The organism is Labilibaculum sp. (assembly GCF_041595635.1).
GTDB lineage: Bacteria > Bacteroidota > Bacteroidia > Bacteroidales > Marinifilaceae > Labilibaculum.
The window spans coordinates 68,975-88,691 of the sequence record NZ_JBFHJW010000006.1 but is presented as its reverse complement, the minus strand read 5'-3'; the positions used below and the strand labels follow the sequence as shown (position 1 = coordinate 88,691).

Below are 19,717 nucleotides of genomic sequence, written 5' to 3'. Positions count from 1 at the left end.
CTGCTGACTAAAGCAGCTGTATTATTCTTCAGTTTGTAAGGAATTTATTAAGGGGAAATTGTTTTGCTTCCGAGTAAGAAACTTAAAACAAGGGAAAGATGCTGACAGGAGAATACAAAGTATTACACGAACGATTACTGAAAAAAATTGATAAGAATAGGATGTTTCACGATCCATTGCATACACTTGCATGGGGAACTGATGCCAGTTTTTATCGTTTGATACCTAAATTGGTCATCAAATCGAAAAGTGAAGTTGAGGTAAGTGAGATAATGCGCGAATGTGATGATTTAAATATTCCTGTTACCTATCGTGCGGCCGGAACTAGTTTGTCGGGTCAAGCACTTAGTGATTCTGTTTTGGTGATTGCTGGGGATTTTTGGAAGAAACACAGCATACTTGAAAAGGGTGCAAAAATTAGACTTCAGCCCGGAATAACTGGAGCTCGAGCAAATGCATTATTGGCTCCTTATGGGAAAAAAATTGGACCCGATCCTGCTTCTATCAATGCAGCTATGATTGGTGGTATTGCTGCCAACAATGCTTCGGGAATGTGTTGTGGAACCTCAGAGAACTCCTACAAAACAATTGATTCTATTCGTGTTATTTTACACGATGGAACCATTTTAGATACCTCGAGTAAGGAAAGTGTGGCTTCCTTTAAAAACACACATTTACAACTATTACAGGACATCAGTCAGTTGGCTAAAGATGTTCGCGAGAATAAAATTTTAGAGGCTCGTATTCGTGAGAAATTCAAGATGAAGAATACCACGGGTTATAGTTTGAATGCTCTTGTTGATTATAAAGATCCTATTGACATTTTAACTCATCTCATGATTGGTTCGGAAGGAACTCTTGGTTTTATTTCTGAACTGGTTTATAGAACAGTAGTAGAGCATAAATTTAAGGCTAGTTCCTTAATGATTTTTCCTGATATCGAAAAAGCTTGTCGAGCGGTTTCTCGTTTAAAATCGGAGCCTGTTGCTGCGGTTGAATTAATGGACAGAGCTGCTTTACGTTCTGTAGAAAATGATGTTGGAGTGCCTGCTTACCTAAAAACTCTCTCGGAAGGAGCATCTGCAATTTTGGTAGAAAGTCGTGCCGAGGATGCCAATCAGTTACAAGAACAAATTGCAATCATAACAAAGGCAATTAGCGAGATTCCAGTCGAAATTCCTGTTGAATTTACCAATGTGCCTGCCGAATTTGCTATGCTTTGGAAAATCCGAAAAGGTTTGCTTCCAACGGTTGGAGGGATGCGGAAAGTAGGAACAACAGTAATCATTGAAGATGTTTGTTTCCCTGTGCCTAAATTGGCCGAGGCAACTCTGGATCTTCAGAAACTATTTAAAAAATATCATTACTCCGAAGCGGTGATTTTTGGTCATGCATTGGAAGGAAACTTGCATTTTGTATTCACACAAGATTTTGGGAGTCAGTCGGAGATTGATCGCTACGCTAAATTCATGGATGAATTAGCCGAATTGGTTGTAGCGCGTTACGATGGTGCTCTAAAAGCTGAACATGGTACTGGACGAAATATGGCTCCTTATGTTGAAATGGAGTGGGGAACCGATGCCTACAATTTGATGAAACAAATTAAGGCTATTTTCGACCCACGCTTTCTCATTAATCCAGGAGTAATTTTGAATGCAGATAAGCAAGCACATTTAAAAGATCTGAAACCTCTTCCTGCTGCTCACGAGAAAATCGATCAGTGCATGGAATGTGGTTTTTGTGAACCTGCTTGTGTTTCTCATAATTTAACATTGAGTCCTCGCCAAAGAATTGCGACCTATCGTGAAATTACTCGTTTAAAAGCAAGTGGAGAGAAGCCTCATGAGTTGGCCAGCATGATTAAACAATTCGATTACGAGGCCTTGCAATTATGTGCTACAGATGGTTTATGTGCTCTTAGTTGTCCCGTGAAAATCGACACGGGAAAATTGGTAAAGGAGCTTCGCGCCGATGATGCTTCACCTAAGGCAAAAAAATATGCCATGTGGTGTGCCGATAATATGGATAAGGTTCAGTCCTATGCCAAAATGGGCTTGAATACGGTTAATTTCTTTCATTCCATTCTTGGATCAGGCCTTATGGGGGGTATTTCTGGAGGAATGAGAACCTTATCGGGAAATGCGATTCCTCGATGGACGAAAGCTTTTCCAAAAGGAGCACCTAAAATAGTGGCTCCTGCTGTGAACAAGAAGAATCCTAAGAAGGTAGTTTATTTTCCTTCTTGTATTAACAGAAGCATGGGAACTTCAAAAGATTACGACGAAAAAGTAGCTCTAACTCATAAAATGGAGCAACTGATAAAAAAAGCCGGATACGAAATTATCTATCCCGAGGATTTGAGCAATCAATGTTGCGGAATGGCTTTTTTAAGCAAAGGCTTTAAAGAAGCAGGGATGAAAAAATCAAATAATTTAGAAGCTGCATTAAGTAAGGCAAGTGAAAACGGGAAATACCCAATTTTATGCGATATGAGTCCTTGTTTGTATACCATGAAAGAGAATATGGAACCTCGTTTGAAATTATATGAACCCATTGAGTTCATTATGGAGTATTTAAAAGATAATCTACACTTTACGCCTGTTGACGAAACAGTTTCGGTATTTGCAGTATGCTCGGCAAAGAAAATGGGTGTTGAAGATCAACTCGTTGAGTTAGCTCAATTGTGTGCAAAAAAGGTGGTGAAACCAGATACAAATTGTTGTGGTTTTGCTGGGGATAGAGGATTCACGCATCCCGATTTAAACGATCATGGATTGCGAGACCTTAGAATTCAGCATCCTACAGAAGTAAAACATGGTTACTCAACAAGCAGAACCTGCGAAATAGGTTTAACATTAAACAGTGGGGTTTCTTATCAATCAATTGCATACTTGGTTGATCGGGCCACAACATCTAAAACTTAAAAATCCAATAACTAATTATTCTAATATTTACGGGTGGAGAACTAGTTGTGATTTTTATCTGATTTTGCATCTTGCTATAAAAATTATGACTTGTTCCTAACCTATAATAAACCCAAACTAAAATGAAGAAAGTATTTTTAATGTTCTTAGGACTTCTGCCTTTTGTGGGCATGGCGCAAAAAGCTGATGAAGTAAAAGTAAAATTAAGCGGTCTTGTAACTGGTGAAGCAATATACGATAGTCGTGTGTCGGTTACTGCTCGTGAAGGGGATGTTTTATTGTATCCTAAAAATGAAGATCTTGATATTTATGGTGATGATTTAAACGATCGTTCTGAATTGTATATGACTACTATACATTCTCGAATAAATATTGGGGTTTCGGGTTTTGAAGCTTTCGGGGCAAAAGGGACTGCTTGTGTTCAAGGAGATTTTGCTAGTACAGCAAATGACTATACTGGTTTATTCCGTTTAAGACACGCCTATGTTAAGCTAGATTGGGGGAAAGATGAACTGCTACTCGGTAAGTATTGGCATCCTATGTTTGTAACCTCATGTTATCCTGATGTATTGGCTTGGAATGCTGGAATTCCTTTCAACGTTTTGGCAAGAGCTCCCCAGATAAAATATACTCGCGATTTAGGCGATAAAGGTTATGTTTTTATTGCTGCATTATCCGAAATGGATGCTAAATCTACGGGGCCTAACGGTGCTAGTGTTGAGTATGTTCAGCAAGCAGGTATTCCTGAATTTTCGGGACAAATCAAATACGATTTTGCAAAAGGATTTACTTTAGGAGCAACTGCTGGCTATAAATTTTTAAAACCATTGACTGAAAACTCATTGGGTGCTAAAACAGATGAATTGCTTTCTTGTTATCAGATGAATGCTTGGATGACTTTAAAATCTGATAAAGTAGTATGGAACTTGCAGACAATTTACGGTCAGAACATGTATAATTTTGTAATGTTAGGTGGTTATGGTGTTAAAAATGTAAAAGGTAATGGCGATTATGAATATACCAATATCAAAACATCTTCAATTTGGTCGGATGTGCATACAACTACTGGTAATATTCATTATGGTCTATTTGCAGGTTATACAAAAAATTTAGGTGCTGATGATGATTTGGCAACTGATACAGATGGTGATTTTGTAGGTCTGTATAGTCGTGGTGGTGATATTGATTACGTTTATCAGTTTGGACCACGTATTGAGATCTATTCTGGTAAATGTATGGTTGGTGCTCAAGTATTATATACTGCTGCTGCTTATGGAGATACTAAAGTTGATGGTACAGTAGCTAATTCAGAAGAATTTTCAAGTACAAGAAGCTCAATTTATTTAAGATATTCTTTTTAATTTAAAGTGAAATATTTCTGTTTTCAATTTTAATACAATCAAGGAACTGAATTCTTAAGTGAATACATTCCTTACACTACAATGAGCTCCGATTATTATTGGAGCTCATTTTTTAACATGTCTCTTTTATAGTCATAATAAAATAAATTATGAATAATACGTGATTTTATATTTATACATTAAAGTAATTTTAGAAACCACGAACAAATGATTATGATTGATCAGAATGAATTAGATACATTCAGAATTTACTTGGAATGGGTATAAAAGATAGGGGGTGGTGTGATAAATTTCATTTTTTTTTCTATCTTAGTATCGAATTCTTACTCAAAGTAGGAAATCTATTAAAAAAATCAACCATTTGGTTGGTAGGTTAATTAACCCTTTAGAATTGTTGCCCGTGATTCCCCTATATCACGGGCATTCTTTATGTCTTTACTTTCCTATTGTTCAGACTGAATTTAAGCAAGTTTTGATAGTTTTCATTGTAAGCCAAAAAAAAGAGGAACTCATTGTGAGTTCCTCTTTTGATTTATATTTGTTAATCTTTAGTTTCTAAACAAAGGGTCGGCACCAATTGTACCTACTAAACTTTGAAGATATTCTTTCGATTTAACTCGGTCCAGATCTTTTTTTGCTTTCCAATAACGATCTTCCAAATTCAACTCAGCATTCCAGTCTGCATTAATCTTGTTTGCCATGAAAGACTCAAGATACGCAATTTGTTTTTCGTAGAACTTAATGTCGATATCTTGCTTGTTTTTTAAACGAGCCTGATACCACGAAGAGTTAATTACTACGTCACGATCGAATTGTTTACGTAATTCCGGATCACTAATATCTTTTCCTTGGTATTGTCCGTAAGCCATGATATGCAAAAGAATTTGCAAAGGTGGAATTGCAGCTTCAACACTATCATCTTTAAAATAGTTGATGGCCACTTTTTCCTGCGCTTCTACAATATTGTTAATTCCATCAGCAAAAGCTTCCAGATCTTGAATCTCAGGCTTTAACATTCTTTCGTTAAATACATTCTGAGGCTCATCAAAAATGCGGTTCATATAACGGAAAAGGAATTCTTCAGTAATACGATATCCAAGACGACTTGCTTTGATTTTTTCTCCTTCGAACTCAAAATCCTCAAGTTTTTCGAGAGAACCTTCTTTTATCATCAATTTAGGATCGCGACATTCTTCCTTCAGTCTACACCAAAGTTCAGGAATAAGCAAAGAAACATCATGATCGAATCGATTTTCAGTTCCTACATGGCCTGCAGCTGAAGAAAATCCCTGATATCCGGTAAGGATATAAGAAAGCAAAGCATTGTTTAAATCTGTAGTTGGAGACAGCATGTTAAATGGACCTTTTGTTAAGGCTCCTTCCGACCCAGCACCTGTAGTGGAAGGTGATTTCCCTGTTAAACTACAAATGAAATCCATAAATAATTCAGGCAATTCCTGAAAGTGGATTGGATTGTAAACACTTAACGCACGAATACCAGCTGCTTTATCGGCAGGATTATTTCTACGACCTGGTAATACTGCATTTACTGGATGATGTACGGGCTGATCCAAAGGAATTCTTCGGGCCAAGCGAATACCTATTTCCGCCAATCGATCGTCAACAGGATTTACCAAATCAGGTCGAATCTGCAGGTAACGTGGATTTTGTGACGGTTTACCATCTACAATTCGCGTATGAGAAGGAGAAATAAAGTAATTCGACTTTTTGCTTTCAGCTCCTTGACGAATGATTTCTTGAATTGGTTTTGTATACAAATCAAATCCAATAGCATCGGCTAATAATTCTTTACCGTCTTTTCGGCTAAGTGGCTCATAGTTCGATGTAAAGTTATTTCTCATGGATAGATCAGCTTCAGCTTCTTTATCGTAGCCTCTATTCACTGCTTCATCAGGACGCTGGAAAAAGCGTTCTTCACAATTGGCAGTCAGTTTGATACTTTTATTATCGTAAGAGGAATTTAAGTAGTTGAATTGATTAGCAGGAAGAACAATGGAAGCGGTAATATCATCTTCCATTTGAATTTTTGCTGCAGCAATAAAATCCTGACGCAATTTATTCAAATACCAGGATTTATCACCAGCAAATCCTACTCGCAAGTAACTAGCAACAATCTTACGATTATTAAACAACAATTCATGACCTTTTCTGCCATTGATCACATCAACCGAGAAATAGTCTCTCCAGTTGCTGTCTGTTCTTCCCGGACGATAGAATCTTTTTACAAAAAGAACCAATGCTTTCACATGATCAGGAATCGAATTTAAAAATTCATTGTATTCAGTTGTATAATATTTCGAAGGAGTTAACAACTTCACCACCGAACCTAAAGATCTGTCTGAACTTAAAAGAGCTCGTGCTGGAACAGTTCGGTTAGGAGCATCATTCCAACGATGAGTATAATTGTAATTAATGACTTGATCTGCCAAATTAAAGTCAGTATCCATATCTTGAATATAGAAAGAGCTGTAAATGATGGCGTTTAGTAACGATTTAGAAATTTCTGATTTTCCACCACCTGAAACAGTACAAGGCTTGTGGCAGAAAGTTCCTTCGGCAAATGTACTAACCAATCTCCATGATGGAGCTGTTGGATGCTTTTCCATATGTATCTTGAAACCAGATGGATGCACGTAGTAGTAATCAGGAAGTAAACGAATATGTTCTTTTTTACCATTATTCTCCCAGCTTATCTGGCTTTCGTAAAGGTCTATATTCGCATTTTCATTGATATAGTATATGTTTGGATATGTTGTATCAGTAGCAAAACCTTCAGGATGTACTTCCATGGTTTCGCCGAATTGTTTGATCATTTCATCGTAGCTGTACTGTTTTTTCAGTACATTTTTCATGAAAAGCGCTCCATTAAAACCGTCTCCTAAATTTTTACGAGGGAATGCAATTGCTCCTCCTGAGTGTTCCTCTTCTGCTAAACCATAAAGATTGGCCGAGAAACTAATTTGCGTTTTGATCTCTTTTTTAGAGTAACCAAAATAATTATCTGCAATTAAGGTAATTACAACCCCTTTTTCGCTACGACAGGTTAGTTTAAAAGCATTTCCATTGTTATAAAGTTCATTCTCATCCTTCCAGCAAACACCATCATTTCTCTGACGCTCAGTTGCATCGTCGTAGTGTGGTAATCCCAGATCTTTTTTCTTTAATGCTAACAATTGTGGAGCTAATACAATACAACCCGTATGTCCAGTCCAATGTTCTGGATCTAAACCTGCGTCGTTGGCTGGAATGTTAGGATCTCCTGCGTTGCCAAAAATAGACTCTACAAAATCAAGGTTACTTACTAAACTACCTGGAGCAAAGAAACGAACCTCCAGAGATTTTTGACTGATGATCCCTTTTACCTCCGGGCATACAATCGGACGTAATAAAAGGGAAACCATTAGTTCAGCTTTGTCATCTTGTGTCGCTGTAAATGGAAGTTGTTTTAATTTTGCATTGGGAGCAAAAGCTGCTTGCAAAAATTTTGCAAATGCTTTTTTGGGAACTTCAATTTTATCCAAAGGAACCGGTAAACTTCCATCAACAATATGAAAGGAACCGCTTGTTGTTCTTCTGTCGTGTTTTGGGTTGTGTAGAACTCCTTGTTTTATTCTATATGAGCTTAGTAAGTCTGTGATATGTTCATCCTTGTCTGGAGGAAGACTTAATTCTCTTGCTATTCCTGGTTGATCAAGAATGAATGTCGAATTTGGAATTTTAGCTACATTTTCATCAACATCTTTTAAATAATCATTTAAAAAATTTTGTATCCGCATATCCGCAGGACATAGGTGATCTGCCAATAATCGCGATTTTGCACGGTAATTTTTTATCAGGCTATCAGTAAGTTGAATGAATTTCGGATCGGATAGTTGATTTTGTTCTTCATCGGAACTTTCTGTAAAAATAGGCTGATCCATTGATGCCAGTTGCAGGTTAATATAGCGGATCAAATCTCTTTGATCTGTTTTAACCTCCTTAGATTTAATTTCACTTTTATTTTGTTTTTTACTTTGCATATGTTTCCAATTTATTTTTGCTTAGGGAATGACGGAACCAAATTTACTTTATTTTCGCTGATTCTAAAAGATACAATTTAACTTACATGGATTCACGCAATTTTATTTAACCGTACTAATTTTAGAAGGCACAATTTATAAGAGGCGAAAACGATTTAAATATGAAATTTTGACCCTTATTTATAAAGGTTACAAATTAATAAAATTTGTGAAAATTCCCAATTAATCGATGATCAATTGCATCCTATATTTATATTTTTTTAGAAGAATTTTAGGGTGTAATTTTAATGAATGATTCATGATTATCTTTTTTTATACTAATCTACTCGTAGCTTTTAGATCCTTTATTTGGAATTTGTATCTTGTTAGACCTTAAAAACGATAGTTGTAATTAATATCAAATAATTAGAAATGAGAAAAGTATATGCCATTGGTGATTGTGTTTTGGATGTTTTTTTTGAGAATAATATTCCGGTGGAAGCAAAGCCAGGGGGATCTTTTTTAAATTCGGCGGTAACGCTTGGCCGATTAGGGATTAATGTTTCTTTAATTAGTGAGCTAGGTATGGATCGGGTTGGAGATCAGATAAAAAGTTTTTTGGGCGAAAATGGAGTTGATACTCAACACATATCTTATTTTACCGATACAAATTCAAATTTGGCTTTGGCTTATCTCGATGAAAATAAAAATGCCGATTATTCTTTTTACAAAACACGTAAAGGACTGCCTCATACCGTTGTTTTTCCTACCGATGTTGCAAAAAATGATATTATTCTATTTGGATCTTTTTTGGCCATAAAAAAGGAATTTAGATTTGCCTTAAGTGCCTTCCTTCTAGATTGTAAAAAGAAGGGAGCTTTAATCATTTACGATCCAAATTTTCGTTCTCAACATTTACAAATGTTGCCAGAGGTTCTTCCCTACATAAAAGAGAATATGGCTCTGGCTAATGTTGTGAAGGCATCAAATGAAGATTTTCAATTTATTTGCAACAGTACAAATGCTGAACAGGCATATCAATGGATGAGTGAATTCTCGGATGCTTTACTCATTTATACAGCAAATAAGGATGGTTTATTCATTCACAACAAGCAGGAGTATTATTATACAGTTCCTTCCATTAAGCCTGTTAGTACTGTGGGTGCTGGCGATACGGTAAATGCAGCTATTGCATTTGTTTGTGTTCGAAATGGAATTAAAGTGTCTGATTTGGTTGTGCTATCGGAAAAGAACAGAGATGATTTGGCACGTTTTGCAACCTTTTTTTCACAGCAGGTTTGTATGATTTACGATAATTTTTTACCCATTGAAACAGCTAGTGAGTACCGCTTATAAAAAAAACACCCCCTTTACAACAAAAAGGGGGCGTTCTGTAACTACACACATTAAAATTGAATAGGAACTTTTGGACATCGTTCCTACTACTTAGTACGGCAATTTGGTAAAAGGTAACCTAAGAAAAGAGGTTATTTATAGCTTTTTATATGAATGTGTCTTTTTTGTTGATAAAGCTGGTGTTTTTATGGAGCAAGTCTTCTGTGTTTCCACTTTTTATTTTCTAAAGTATATTCAATTCTGTCATTTAATCGATTTTCTCGTCCTTGCCAAAATTCAAAAAGATCAGGTTGTAGTTGATAGCCTCCCCAGAAATCAGGTCGATTGAATATTGTCCCGTGTTCATTTTCAAATTGATTCATCATTTCAATTAGGCTTTCTCGGTTTTCAATTTCAGTACTTTGAGGCGATACTGAAGCTGCCATTCGACTTCCTATTGGGCGTTCAAAAAAATATTGATTAGAATCTTCTGCTTTTAGTTTGGTAATTTTTCCTTCAATGCGTATTTGTCGTTCCAGCTCGGGCCAAAAAAAAACCAAGGCTCCATATGCGTTTTTGTCAATGTCCTTTCCTTTTCGGCTTTGATAGTTGGTAAAAAAACAGAAACCTTTCTCACTAAAATCTTTTAAAAGAAGAATTCTTGCCGAGGGTCTATTATCGGGCGAAACAGTGGCGAGAGTCATGGCGTTGGCATCGGGAAGTTGCATTTTTACGGCTTCTTCAAACCATATACGGAACTGAGTAAATGGATTCGAATTGATTTCCGATCGAGTTAGGGAACGTTGGCCATATTCATGCCGGAGTTTCTTAATATCCTTATTCATTCTTTTTTATTTTGCCTGTAAATATTTTGATTTTATAAAATGTTAGGCTGAATGCTTAAGCCTGTATAGTTGATGTAATAATGACCTCCTTTTTTAGGATGTTGCATTTCTTTTTCATCCTTGGTGTCGGCATTAGCAACTCCAACATGAGCAAATAAAATTTTTGCCTTGTGCTTGTCGGCATGCTTAATAATTTCTTCTGCTGCCGAAGGCGATAGCGAACCTAAGTCGGGATAAGTGCTGGTTTTTACTACGATAAAATGCAATTGATCATTTTTTCGAGCTAAAATTTGCGGGTTTTTTTCGAATTCTATGTTTATCGAAAGTACTTCAAATTCGTCTTTTATGTGTTTGTAAACCCATTTAACTCCTAATTCATGAAGTTCCGATCCACTCAATCTATTTTGTTTCATTCTTTTGTTTTATTCTATTTCCGATACGAATATCTTCTTTAATTAAAACAATTCCAAATAGAATGATTCTCATGAGGCTCTTTCTATGGATAAAGATAGGCATGGCAGTCTACGCAGGAGTAATCTTTCCAATCTGTTCCGATGTAAACAGGATGAATAAATTCCATATTTTCAGATGAAAAGGCCATGTTTAGGGAATCTGGTTTTCCTTGTGCAATAATGGAATGGCATAGGTTGCAATCTTTAGAAATGATCTTGCCTTCTTTGCTAACATGATTATCATCGTGGCAACGGAAACAGCCCTGTGTTTCTATATGGCTTTTATGATCGGGGTATACATCCCAGCGTACCTTCATTTCGGGAAAGGTATTTTCATGATAAGCAGATTTAATTGCATTGATAGCCTGTGAGATTTTGGGTTCATGTTTAGTTAGGATATCGGGATAGTTCTCTTGGTAAAAATTCAGAATGCTATTTGTAATTCCTAGATTAGCACTATCCTTACTCACATAAATTTCTTTTAATGCTTCCATGGCTGCAAGCTTAATAAAAGGTATATTTTTATCGATGTCATTTTTCGACAAGGAAGCATCAATATAATCAGGAGGTGATAAGTAAATATGAGATGGGCGATTGTGGCAATCCATACAATCCATTTCGTGCAGTTGTCCATCCGCAAAAAAGCTGCTATCTGGAGGCATCATATTGTCTTCAAAAATTTGGATTTCTCCCGTTGCCAGATTTGTGTATCTGATCCATTGAATAAATTCTGATTTGTTATCGGTCGACATGAATTCAATTTTCACATCAGGGTTAATGTGCCAATGAATCCCTTCGGATAGTTTTTCGGTGTGGTGATTGGCACCTGTTTTCATACTTAATTGAATGTTCCACTCGCTGTTATTTTCATCAGTTAAATAATGGCGTTCTTTTTTGATCCGATTTGAGTAAAATTTTTCGGGCCAATGACAATGCTCACAAGTTTCCTGGGCAGGGCGAAGGTCGGCAAGTGGTGTAGGAATGGGTCGAGGGTAATTATTTACAGCAACGGCATAAACTTGATACAAACCACTTAATTTGGAGCGCACATACCAATCGGCTCCAGAACCAACATGACATTCTACGCATGCTACTTTTGCATGAGCCGATTTTTGATAGGTGACATATTCAGGTTCCATAACCGAATGACAAAGAGTGCCACAAAAAGGAACCGATTCGCTATATTGAAAAGCTTCGTAGCTTCCTATTGAGGAAAGAAAAAGAAAGAGAAAACTGATTACAACAAATAAGGTGAAGGCATTTCTGTGTTTAGAATCATTTAAATCGACTCGAGGCCATTTCATACCTTCTGCTATAAATATTTGGTTCTTTTTTCGACGAATCTGAATCAGCATTCCGATAGGGATAAGCAGCATTCCAATTACCATAAAAGTCGGTAATATTAGGTAAATAATTAAGCCCATGTAGGAGCTCCCCTGATCGAAAAGAACCGAAATTACAAAGAAAAAAACGATGAGAAAAAAAGCTATGATTGCTATGCTCGCACCTAAAATAGAGAGCCAATTGTAGGTTGATTTGGGTAGTTTCATAACAGTCGATTTTACATGATAGTAATAATTTATGGAAAAGTCTGATAATTACCTATTTGTAATGCTAATTTAAAGTCTTTCTTTCTTATCGAGAAAAAATCATTCGCTATAAGATTCTATCATTCTTTTATCATGCATGAGCTGTTTAAATTGGTCTTTTGTGAATTGTAGATTCCTTTTATTAGTTGTGAGGAGCAATTATATCGATAATTGTCGATTAAAATACGATGAGTTTCTTTAAAAAGATTGAAATTGTATGCCACAAATAAGACAAAAACACCTTCTGTATGGTTCATGATTATGACTGATCTTCTTGGTCTTAATTACGATAAATAGTACATTGTGTGTAAATTCTATTATTTTCATATGAGTATTAAACAAACTAAAATTTATATGTTGAACATTGCACTATTTGGTCCTCCAGGTGCTGGAAAAGGAACTCAATCGGAGTTTTTACTTGAACAGTACAATCTTTTTTACATTTCTACTGGTGATTTGCTACGAAAAGAGATGTCTGAAAAAAGTAAATTAGGACTCGAAGCACAAAGTACAATTGCTTCTGGTGGTTTGGTTTCTGATGAAGTGATTGTACAGATAATTGAGAAAACAATCACTGAAAATCCCGATTCGAATGGATTTCTTTTCGATGGATTTCCCAGAACATACATTCAGGCCTATATTTTGGAAGGATTAATGATAAAGTTGAACACCTCCTTGAATTGTTTAATTAGCTTAGAGGTGGACGAGGAAGTTTCTGTTTCTCGTTTATTAAATAGAGGGAAGACTTCGGGTCGAACCGATGATAATGAACTTGTGATTCGGAATCGATTAAAGGAATACAAGGATAAAACACTTCCAGTGTTGAAGTTTTACAAAGACAGAGGGATTTTTTTTGAGGTAAAGGGTGATCAGCCAATTGAAGAAGTAAATCGGGATATACAAAAAGTGATAAAGGAAGAATTAAACAAGAGTTTATACAATATAGTCTTGTTTGGCTATCCAGGTTCGGGAAGGGGATCGCAGGGACTTGCATTGGCCAAAAAATATGAATTAGAATATGTTTCAACAGGTCAAATGCTTGATTATGAGATTAAAACTAAATCAAAAATTGGTAAGCGCATTTTTGACTTGTATGAAAATGGAGAATTGGTTCCCGATGAAATTGTAGTTCAGCTTATCGAAAAGAAAATTGAGAATTCGAAAGGAGTGAAAGGATTTATTTTTAAAGGCTTTCCCCGAACTTTGGTGCAGTCATATATTTTGGATGGTTTACTGAAAAAGCATGGTTCATCTATTTCTCGGGTTATCGAAATTGAAGTGCCAACTCTAGAGCTAATCAATCGTTTAGATGCTAGAAGTAAAACAGATCGATGTATGCCTTACGATACTAGCATCTCGAAAATAGTAAAACGTTTACAGGAGCATGAAAAAAAAACAGTTCCTGTAATTGAAAAATACATGCAAATGCATGGACTTACAAAAGTAGATGGAGTAGGATGCTTCGAAGAGGTATTTCAACGCCTTTCTGATGAAATAGTTAAAGATATCAAGTGATTTTTTATAAGCATTGTATGACATTTATAACAATATGATTATTCTAACAATAGAAACACGGATCTGCAGTGAGCAGAAAAGAAGGAAGCATGATCGATAAAAATTTTTATCTCTTAATGGTATTGCAAGTTTTGTTTGTAGCCTTAACGTCTTTTATATTTTGCTTTCTAATTGTAAAAGGACAAGCGTTTGCAATTGCTATTGCTTTATTTGTCTTGTGGCTTTTGCAAATTGGATATCTAATTTATTACATCAATAATGTAAATCGTAATTTATCTCGTTTTTTTAATGCATTAGAGTATCAGTATGATACTTTACAACCTAATGAATTGGAAAAACACAAAAGGTTTCAAAGTTTAGATCAAAATTTTAACCGCATTTTAAATGCGAGGGCTAAAGTGAAGATTGAAAAGGAACAGGATTTTATTTTCTTCAAGAATGCGTGTTATCTAATGGGTGTGGCTTTGCTTGCTTTTGATCATAAGGGTAATGTTCGTTTTTGTAATGAGGCATTTAATGAGCTTTTTTTAGTGAAAGATGTCGGGAATATTAGCGAACTAAATAAGATTGATAAAGATTTTCCTGATTTTTTGTTTCGTGTTAAAACGGGAAAACAAAAGTTGAGAAAATATCTGGTGAAACATCGGATCTTACAATTGGCGATTTCGGCAGTTGATTTTAGAATGGAAGAGAATTGTTTCAAACTAATTGCTTTTCAAGATATTAAAAATGCCATGGATCGAGTGGAGATGGAAACGATGGATCAATTGCTTCATGTTTTTAGCGGAAAAGTGATGAATTCACTTAATCCAATTCGTCAGTTATCCGATCGTCTTATTGAATTTTATGAAAAGAAAGGAGGTCAACCTTGTCAGGAAATATTGAGCCAGGGAGCCATGTCGAACACCTTGATGGGACTAAAAACCATTAGAAGAAGAAGTAATGCTTTAGTTGAGATGTTTGATCAGTATAAGAATTTAAAACAACAAGAAAGGCCTCATTTTGAATTGATTATGCTTGAAAAATTATTTTCTGGTATTAATAATTTACTGAATGAGGAATTCAAGTCTGAAAAGATTGAGTTTACTTATTACCTTAAGGAAACTGGTCAGGAAGTAATAGCAGATGAAAAATTGCTCACTCGACTTTTAGTGCTTCTAATTCGAAATTCAATAGAAGCCTTACAAAATACCGAATCAAAATCGATTTCAATTTCGACAGGTCCTGGAAACCCAATTAGCTTAATTATTGTAAGAGATAACGGAGTGGGCATAACACAGGATAATATTAATCATATTTTCACTCCTTTTTTTACGTCTAAAGAAAAACATACAGGTATGGGGTTAAATTTCGCCAGACAAATTATGAGCTTGCACGGAGGTGCAATTTCGGTACGTTCAAAAGCCCACCACTTAACCGAATTTTCTCTTCAATTTTAGATAGGTAAAACATAATATTATCATAGTTTAATGAAGTAATAAAGATGAAATTAGTCTGTTTTGTGCTTACATTTTAGTTCATCTAAATTGATTCGAACAATTTTCTCGTCCAGACTTTGTAAAAGATCATTTAGTTTAGTACAAGGATATTGGGGACAATCGGCACAGCTTGTGTAAAGTTTTTTACGGGCACATTCACGAACCTCACAATTGGCACAATGTCTAAATTTTTTTCCCCAAGGTTCACGGCAGCCTTTGCAGCTTATTTCGCACGATTCATAATGATTTTCCCGATCAGACCAAAGCTTTGCAATTTTTATACGCACATTTTTCTGTTCTTTTTCTGTGGCTACATAGGCCGGACATTTAGAACAGTCTATTCCACAGTAAGCTATTCTATTTTTCTTTTTAATTTTTTTCATCTTACTCTATAAGATAATTTAGCTTAACTACAGTTTAGAACTAATTCTTCATTACAGAATTACACACTTAAATATACACAATAAATTCGTGATATTTAGTGTGTTATGTATATTATTATGTGGATAGACTACTGCGCTACACGAAAAAAATCCTCGAAGTTTTTTCTTCGAGGATTCACTTTATGAATATGAATTCGTTTATTTTTGTTTTTTACCTTTGCAGGTATTAATTCCCAAAAATCCATAAGGAGGACAACTTCCGGTGATACTAGTTAAAAGCATGACACATGCAAATATGAAAACTGCAATACCAATGGTTCCAGTGATGATATTCAGAAAATAAAGTGAAGCCAGAATAATAGCTGCAATTACTCTTAACACGCGATCAAGATTACCCATATTTTTTTTCATTCTGTATTAATTTAATTAACAACTTCAAGTTCATTGGTTGGTTCGCTATAAATAGCTTGTTTTTCGGCGAATACTTTAAATCTTTCCAGATTGGTAGCATCAATTTTCTGAAAGCTTTTTGTGAAAAGTAAGAACAGGGATTTTGCCAATGGGTTGGTACCTTCTATGGTATATCGAGCAACTATTTTAGTTCCTTTTTCGGATTCTGAAAAGCTATAATGATTGTATTTGTGCATCCATCCAGATTTATATTCTATTTCTATAAGCTTATTCTCTTTGTAGTTGCTAAGTTTTTCGATTAATTCAACCATGTTTCCATCATTATCCACCATTAATTTGTATTCGCTTCCAATTTTTTCGGGTGTTTCTATTATAACTTCGAAACTTTTCACTTCACTTAGCCATTCCGAAAGGCGATCGTGATTAGTAAAGAGCTGAAAAACTTTTTTTACTGGGCGATCAACTTTGTTTTCAATTAGGTATTGTTGTTTGCCTAAAAATAGTCCTAGAACAGTAGTGGCCAATAGGAGGATTGCTAATAAAATCCCTGTTTTTTTTAAGATTTTCATGAATTTATTTTTCGATAAATAATTTAAAATCAGACAAACCTTTTTCAAAATCAGGACCAATTGCTTTTTCCATGTTCATAAATACCATCATTATGGTAATTGGAAAAGTATTATGTCCTTTAAAACCCCAGCTAACTTCGGTACCTTCACTTACTTGTTTGAGGCTAAAAAAGCCAGTACTGGTCGATTTAAAAGGTTTTAGAAAGCGAAGTTCTGTTTCAATATAAGAGCTAGGTTCTATTTTGGTAATTTCTTGTTCTCCTTCTCCTACTTCTTTGTTTCCTATCCAATGAGTAACCGATCCAAGCTGTCCATCAACACCATTGTATTCTACAACCATATTAGGATCTTTAGAAGCCCAGGGCGACCACTCTTGTTGAGCTTTTAAGGAGCACAGGCTTTTAAAAACAGAATCAATATTTACCGAAACTATAATTTTTCTTTCTACTTGATAGGTTTTGGGCGCTATGGTATGAAGAATAACAAGGAGTAAACCGATTCCTAAAAGGATGTAAAGGAAAATCTTCATTTGATTTCTGTTTAGTTAGTACCGAATTATTTTATTGAAACTATTTAAAGATAGAGAAAATTCACTGTAAAAATGTAATTGAAAAAATGTAAGAAAGTAAAAATTAGTCAATTTTTAATGCATTTTTTTGCCTAAAATGCTTTTATCCATTTATTTTTATATTGTTTTTTAGTTCTGACAACAAAAATGAGCAATTCCTTTTGGTACTAGTGTTTTAGCTAGAGAAATGCGATTATTTTAATAATTTGTTTTAAGATCTTAAAAAAATAGTATTGGATTTATTTTCATATTAAATCAATTTATGTACATTTATCCCTTATAATAATTTAAAATTTTTTAAGTAATGCCTACAGGTACAGTAAAATTTTTTAACGAATCTAAGGGATTTGGATTCATTAAAAACGACGAAACAGGAGAAGATATCTTTGTTCATGTAACAGGATTAATTGACAAAATTGATCAAAACGACGAAGTAACTTTTGATGTTGTTGAAGGAAAAAAAGGAATGAATGCAGTTAATGTGAAAATTAATTAAATCAGCATAAAATATTTTTCCTTGGTAAAGCTCAATGTAATGTTGAGCTTTTTTTGTGCATTATTCTGTGCAATCAAATTTACCCAAGGAAGCAGTTTTTTCTAAATAGAAGAATGTATTATTTTTGTAGCATGAGCAATGAAATAGATGCACTTGATGCATTGAACAAAATGTGTTCCGACACATTAATGGAACACTTGGGAATTATCTATACAGAAGTAGGCCAAAATTACCTTGTTGCAGAAATGCCTGTGACCTCGAAGCATTGGCAACCCATGCGAATTTTACACGGCGGAGCAACACTTGCTTTGGCTGAATCGGTAGGGAGTGCCTTATCAGTAATTAAGACCGATATGGAACAATACGATGTGAAAGGGATGGAGATCAATGCCAATCACATTAGAAGTATTAAAACTGGAACGATTACCGCAAAAGCACATTTTATCCACAAAGGAAGTTTGACCCATATTGTTGAAGTTAATATACTTAATGAGCAAGGAAAATTGATTTCGGTTTGTAGAATTACCAACGTTATTTTAAAAAAGTAGAATGGTGGAAAATAGAAATGAATTAGCTGCCTTTTTTACCTACTGCTTGCAGAATAGTTTTCCCTTTTTTGCTTACCAATTACCTAATTCTGGAATTATTCAAATTGGGGTTCAAACCGATTCGAATTTGAAAGCATATGGATGTTTGTCTGAATTAGAGGGTGAAAATGGTTTCGTATTTTCTCCTTTCGATACAGAAAGTAGACATCATTCGTGGTTTGTGCGAGGTGATTTGCAATGGGAAGCCAGCGAAATAGATTCCCAAGCCATTAAGGCATTAGAATTACATACAAATAAGGCAGATTTAGAATTGACAGACCAAAACTTACTCGAGAGTTCGTACAATTTGTATTTCAATCAGGTAACTGCAATGATTTCTGATTTAAAACAAGAAAAGCTAGACAAGACCGTTTTGTCGAGAATTCAGATTTTAGAGGGGATGGGAAAAAATCAAGCGGCCGAATCATTCTTAAAATTATCCGAAGCTTATCAATCAGCATTTGTATCGTTCGTATCCATACCCAGCGTGGGAAATTGGATAGGAGCAAGTCCTGAAACCTTACTTTCTTCGAATGAAAATTGCATTGAAACAGTTGCTTTGGCGGGAACTCAGAAGCTCGGAGATAGAGCTCTTGATCAGATAAGTTGGGAGAAAAAAGAACGGGAAGAGCAAGCTTTTGTGAGCTCATATATTGATGGAGTATTGGCTAGTCATCATCTGAGTGGATACAAGCGGACAGGACCAGTAACTGCTCAGGCAGGAAATGTGGTTCATCTTAGAACCAGCTATCAGTTGCCTGCAGATTTAAATTTTTCTCAATTGTCGGCCTTGGTTCAGGATCTTCATCCTACGCCAGCTGTTTGCGGATTACCCAAACAGAAGGCTGTGCAACTTATCCGAGAAATCGAAAAACACGATAGAGAATATTATGCTGGTTATTTAGGGCCAATTGAAGCCAGTGGGATTTTTTCTTTGTTTGTGAATTTAAGAAGTATGAAAGTGCTTGAAAATCAGATGGCTCTTTTTGTTGGTGGGGGAATTACTGCCGATTCAATCCCCGAGAATGAATGGGAGGAAACCTGTTTAAAAGCTCAAACCCTACTGAATGTCATTCGTTCGTAAGGGAAGCCCAATAAATTATTCTAAATTTGGGCTAAATTTATCGATAGTAATTGTGGAATGTAATCATCTCAATTAGCTGAAAGGCTTTTATTGGATCAGAT

Annotated in this window: 16 protein-coding genes; 8 read left to right on the top strand and 8 right to left on the bottom strand. The window is 35.3% G+C overall.

Annotated features, from left to right (window positions below; genetic code table 11):
* The first annotated feature begins 98 nt into the window (after positions 1-98).
* Positions 99-2,924, top strand: a complete 2,826-nt coding sequence (locus tag ABYT26_RS03395) for an FAD-binding and (Fe-S)-binding domain-containing protein (RefSeq protein WP_372751489.1) — start codon at positions 99-101, stop codon at positions 2,922-2,924.
* A gap of 122 nt (positions 2,925-3,046) precedes the next feature.
* A complete protein-coding gene (locus ABYT26_RS03390) occupies positions 3,047-4,285 on the top strand; it encodes a hypothetical protein (RefSeq protein WP_372751488.1) in 1,239 nt (412 codons plus the stop codon).
* 548 nt (positions 4,286-4,833) lie between these two features.
* Here ABYT26_RS03390 and ABYT26_RS03385 read toward each other — a convergent pair.
* Positions 4,834-8,325 (bottom strand): hypothetical protein, encoded by a 3,492-nt coding sequence (locus tag ABYT26_RS03385; RefSeq protein ID WP_372751487.1) that lies wholly within the window; start codon positions 8,323-8,325, stop codon positions 4,834-4,836.
* 411 nt (positions 8,326-8,736) lie between these two features.
* On the opposite strand from ABYT26_RS03385, the gene ABYT26_RS03380 reads away from it, so the two are divergent.
* On the top strand, positions 8,737-9,660 hold the full coding sequence (locus ABYT26_RS03380) for a PfkB family carbohydrate kinase (protein ID WP_372751486.1): 924 nt from the start codon (positions 8,737-8,739) through the stop codon (positions 9,658-9,660).
* A 185-nt stretch (positions 9,661-9,845) separates the two neighbouring features.
* On the opposite strand, the gene pdxH is transcribed toward ABYT26_RS03380, so the two are convergent.
* From pdxH to ABYT26_RS03365, 3 genes are all read right to left on the bottom strand, one after another.
* The gene (gene pdxH, locus ABYT26_RS03375) at positions 9,846-10,484 is read right to left on the bottom strand and encodes a pyridoxamine 5'-phosphate oxidase (protein ID WP_372751485.1); all 639 of its coding nucleotides are present in this window, start codon (positions 10,482-10,484) and stop codon (positions 9,846-9,848) included.
* A gap of 32 nt (positions 10,485-10,516) precedes the next feature.
* Complete coding sequence (locus ABYT26_RS03370) at positions 10,517-10,897, bottom strand: hypothetical protein (RefSeq protein WP_372751484.1); 381 nt, start codon at positions 10,895-10,897, stop codon at positions 10,517-10,519.
* 83 nt (positions 10,898-10,980) lie between these two features.
* On the bottom strand, positions 10,981-12,486 hold the full coding sequence (locus ABYT26_RS03365) for a NapC/NirT family cytochrome c (RefSeq protein WP_372751483.1): 1,506 nt from the start codon (positions 12,484-12,486) through the stop codon (positions 10,981-10,983).
* A gap of 393 nt (positions 12,487-12,879) precedes the next feature.
* Between ABYT26_RS03365 and ABYT26_RS03360 the strand changes: the two genes are divergently transcribed.
* Together ABYT26_RS03360 and ABYT26_RS03355 are read left to right on the top strand one after the other, a co-directional pair.
* Positions 12,880-14,040, top strand: coding sequence for an adenylate kinase (locus ABYT26_RS03360; protein ID WP_372751482.1), 1,161 nt, complete (start codon positions 12,880-12,882; stop codon positions 14,038-14,040).
* Between the two features lie 68 nt (positions 14,041-14,108).
* Entirely contained in the window at positions 14,109-15,479 is a 1,371-nt protein-coding gene (locus ABYT26_RS03355) for a PAS domain-containing sensor histidine kinase (RefSeq protein ID WP_372751481.1), read from the top strand.
* 50 nt (positions 15,480-15,529) lie between these two features.
* Here the strand turns inward: ABYT26_RS03355 and ABYT26_RS03350 are convergent, their stop codons facing one another.
* The 4 genes from ABYT26_RS03350 to ABYT26_RS03335 all read right to left on the bottom strand — a co-directional run bounded on the left by ABYT26_RS03350 (position 15,530) and on the right by ABYT26_RS03335 (position 17,410).
* A complete protein-coding gene (locus ABYT26_RS03350; protein WP_372751480.1) occupies positions 15,530-15,901 on the bottom strand; it encodes a DUF3795 domain-containing protein in 372 nt (123 codons plus the stop codon).
* Positions 15,902-16,099: 198 nt separating this feature from the next.
* Positions 16,100-16,312: a DUF2892 domain-containing protein gene (locus tag ABYT26_RS03345; protein ID WP_372751479.1), complete on the bottom strand. Its 213-nt coding sequence runs from the start codon at positions 16,310-16,312 to the stop codon at positions 16,100-16,102.
* Positions 16,313-16,323: 11 nt separating this feature from the next.
* On the bottom strand, positions 16,324-16,881 hold the full coding sequence (locus ABYT26_RS03340; RefSeq protein WP_372751478.1) for an SRPBCC family protein: 558 nt from the start codon (positions 16,879-16,881) through the stop codon (positions 16,324-16,326).
* A 4-nt stretch (positions 16,882-16,885) separates the two neighbouring features.
* Entirely contained in the window at positions 16,886-17,410 is a 525-nt protein-coding gene (locus ABYT26_RS03335) for an SRPBCC family protein (protein WP_372751477.1), read from the bottom strand.
* A 343-nt stretch (positions 17,411-17,753) separates the two neighbouring features.
* Here ABYT26_RS03335 and ABYT26_RS03330 point away from each other — a divergent pair, with 343 nt between their 5' ends.
* The 3 genes from ABYT26_RS03330 to ABYT26_RS03320 all read left to right on the top strand — a co-directional run bounded on the left by ABYT26_RS03330 (position 17,754) and on the right by ABYT26_RS03320 (position 19,616).
* Complete coding sequence (locus ABYT26_RS03330) at positions 17,754-17,945, top strand: cold-shock protein (protein WP_372751476.1); 192 nt, start codon at positions 17,754-17,756, stop codon at positions 17,943-17,945.
* 131 nt (positions 17,946-18,076) lie between these two features.
* Complete coding sequence (locus ABYT26_RS03325; RefSeq protein ID WP_372751475.1) at positions 18,077-18,493, top strand: PaaI family thioesterase; 417 nt, start codon at positions 18,077-18,079, stop codon at positions 18,491-18,493.
* Position 18,494: 1 nt separating this feature from the next.
* On the top strand, positions 18,495-19,616 hold the full coding sequence (locus ABYT26_RS03320; RefSeq protein ID WP_372751474.1) for a chorismate-binding protein: 1,122 nt from the start codon (positions 18,495-18,497) through the stop codon (positions 19,614-19,616).
* Positions 19,617-19,717: the final 101 nt, after the last annotated feature.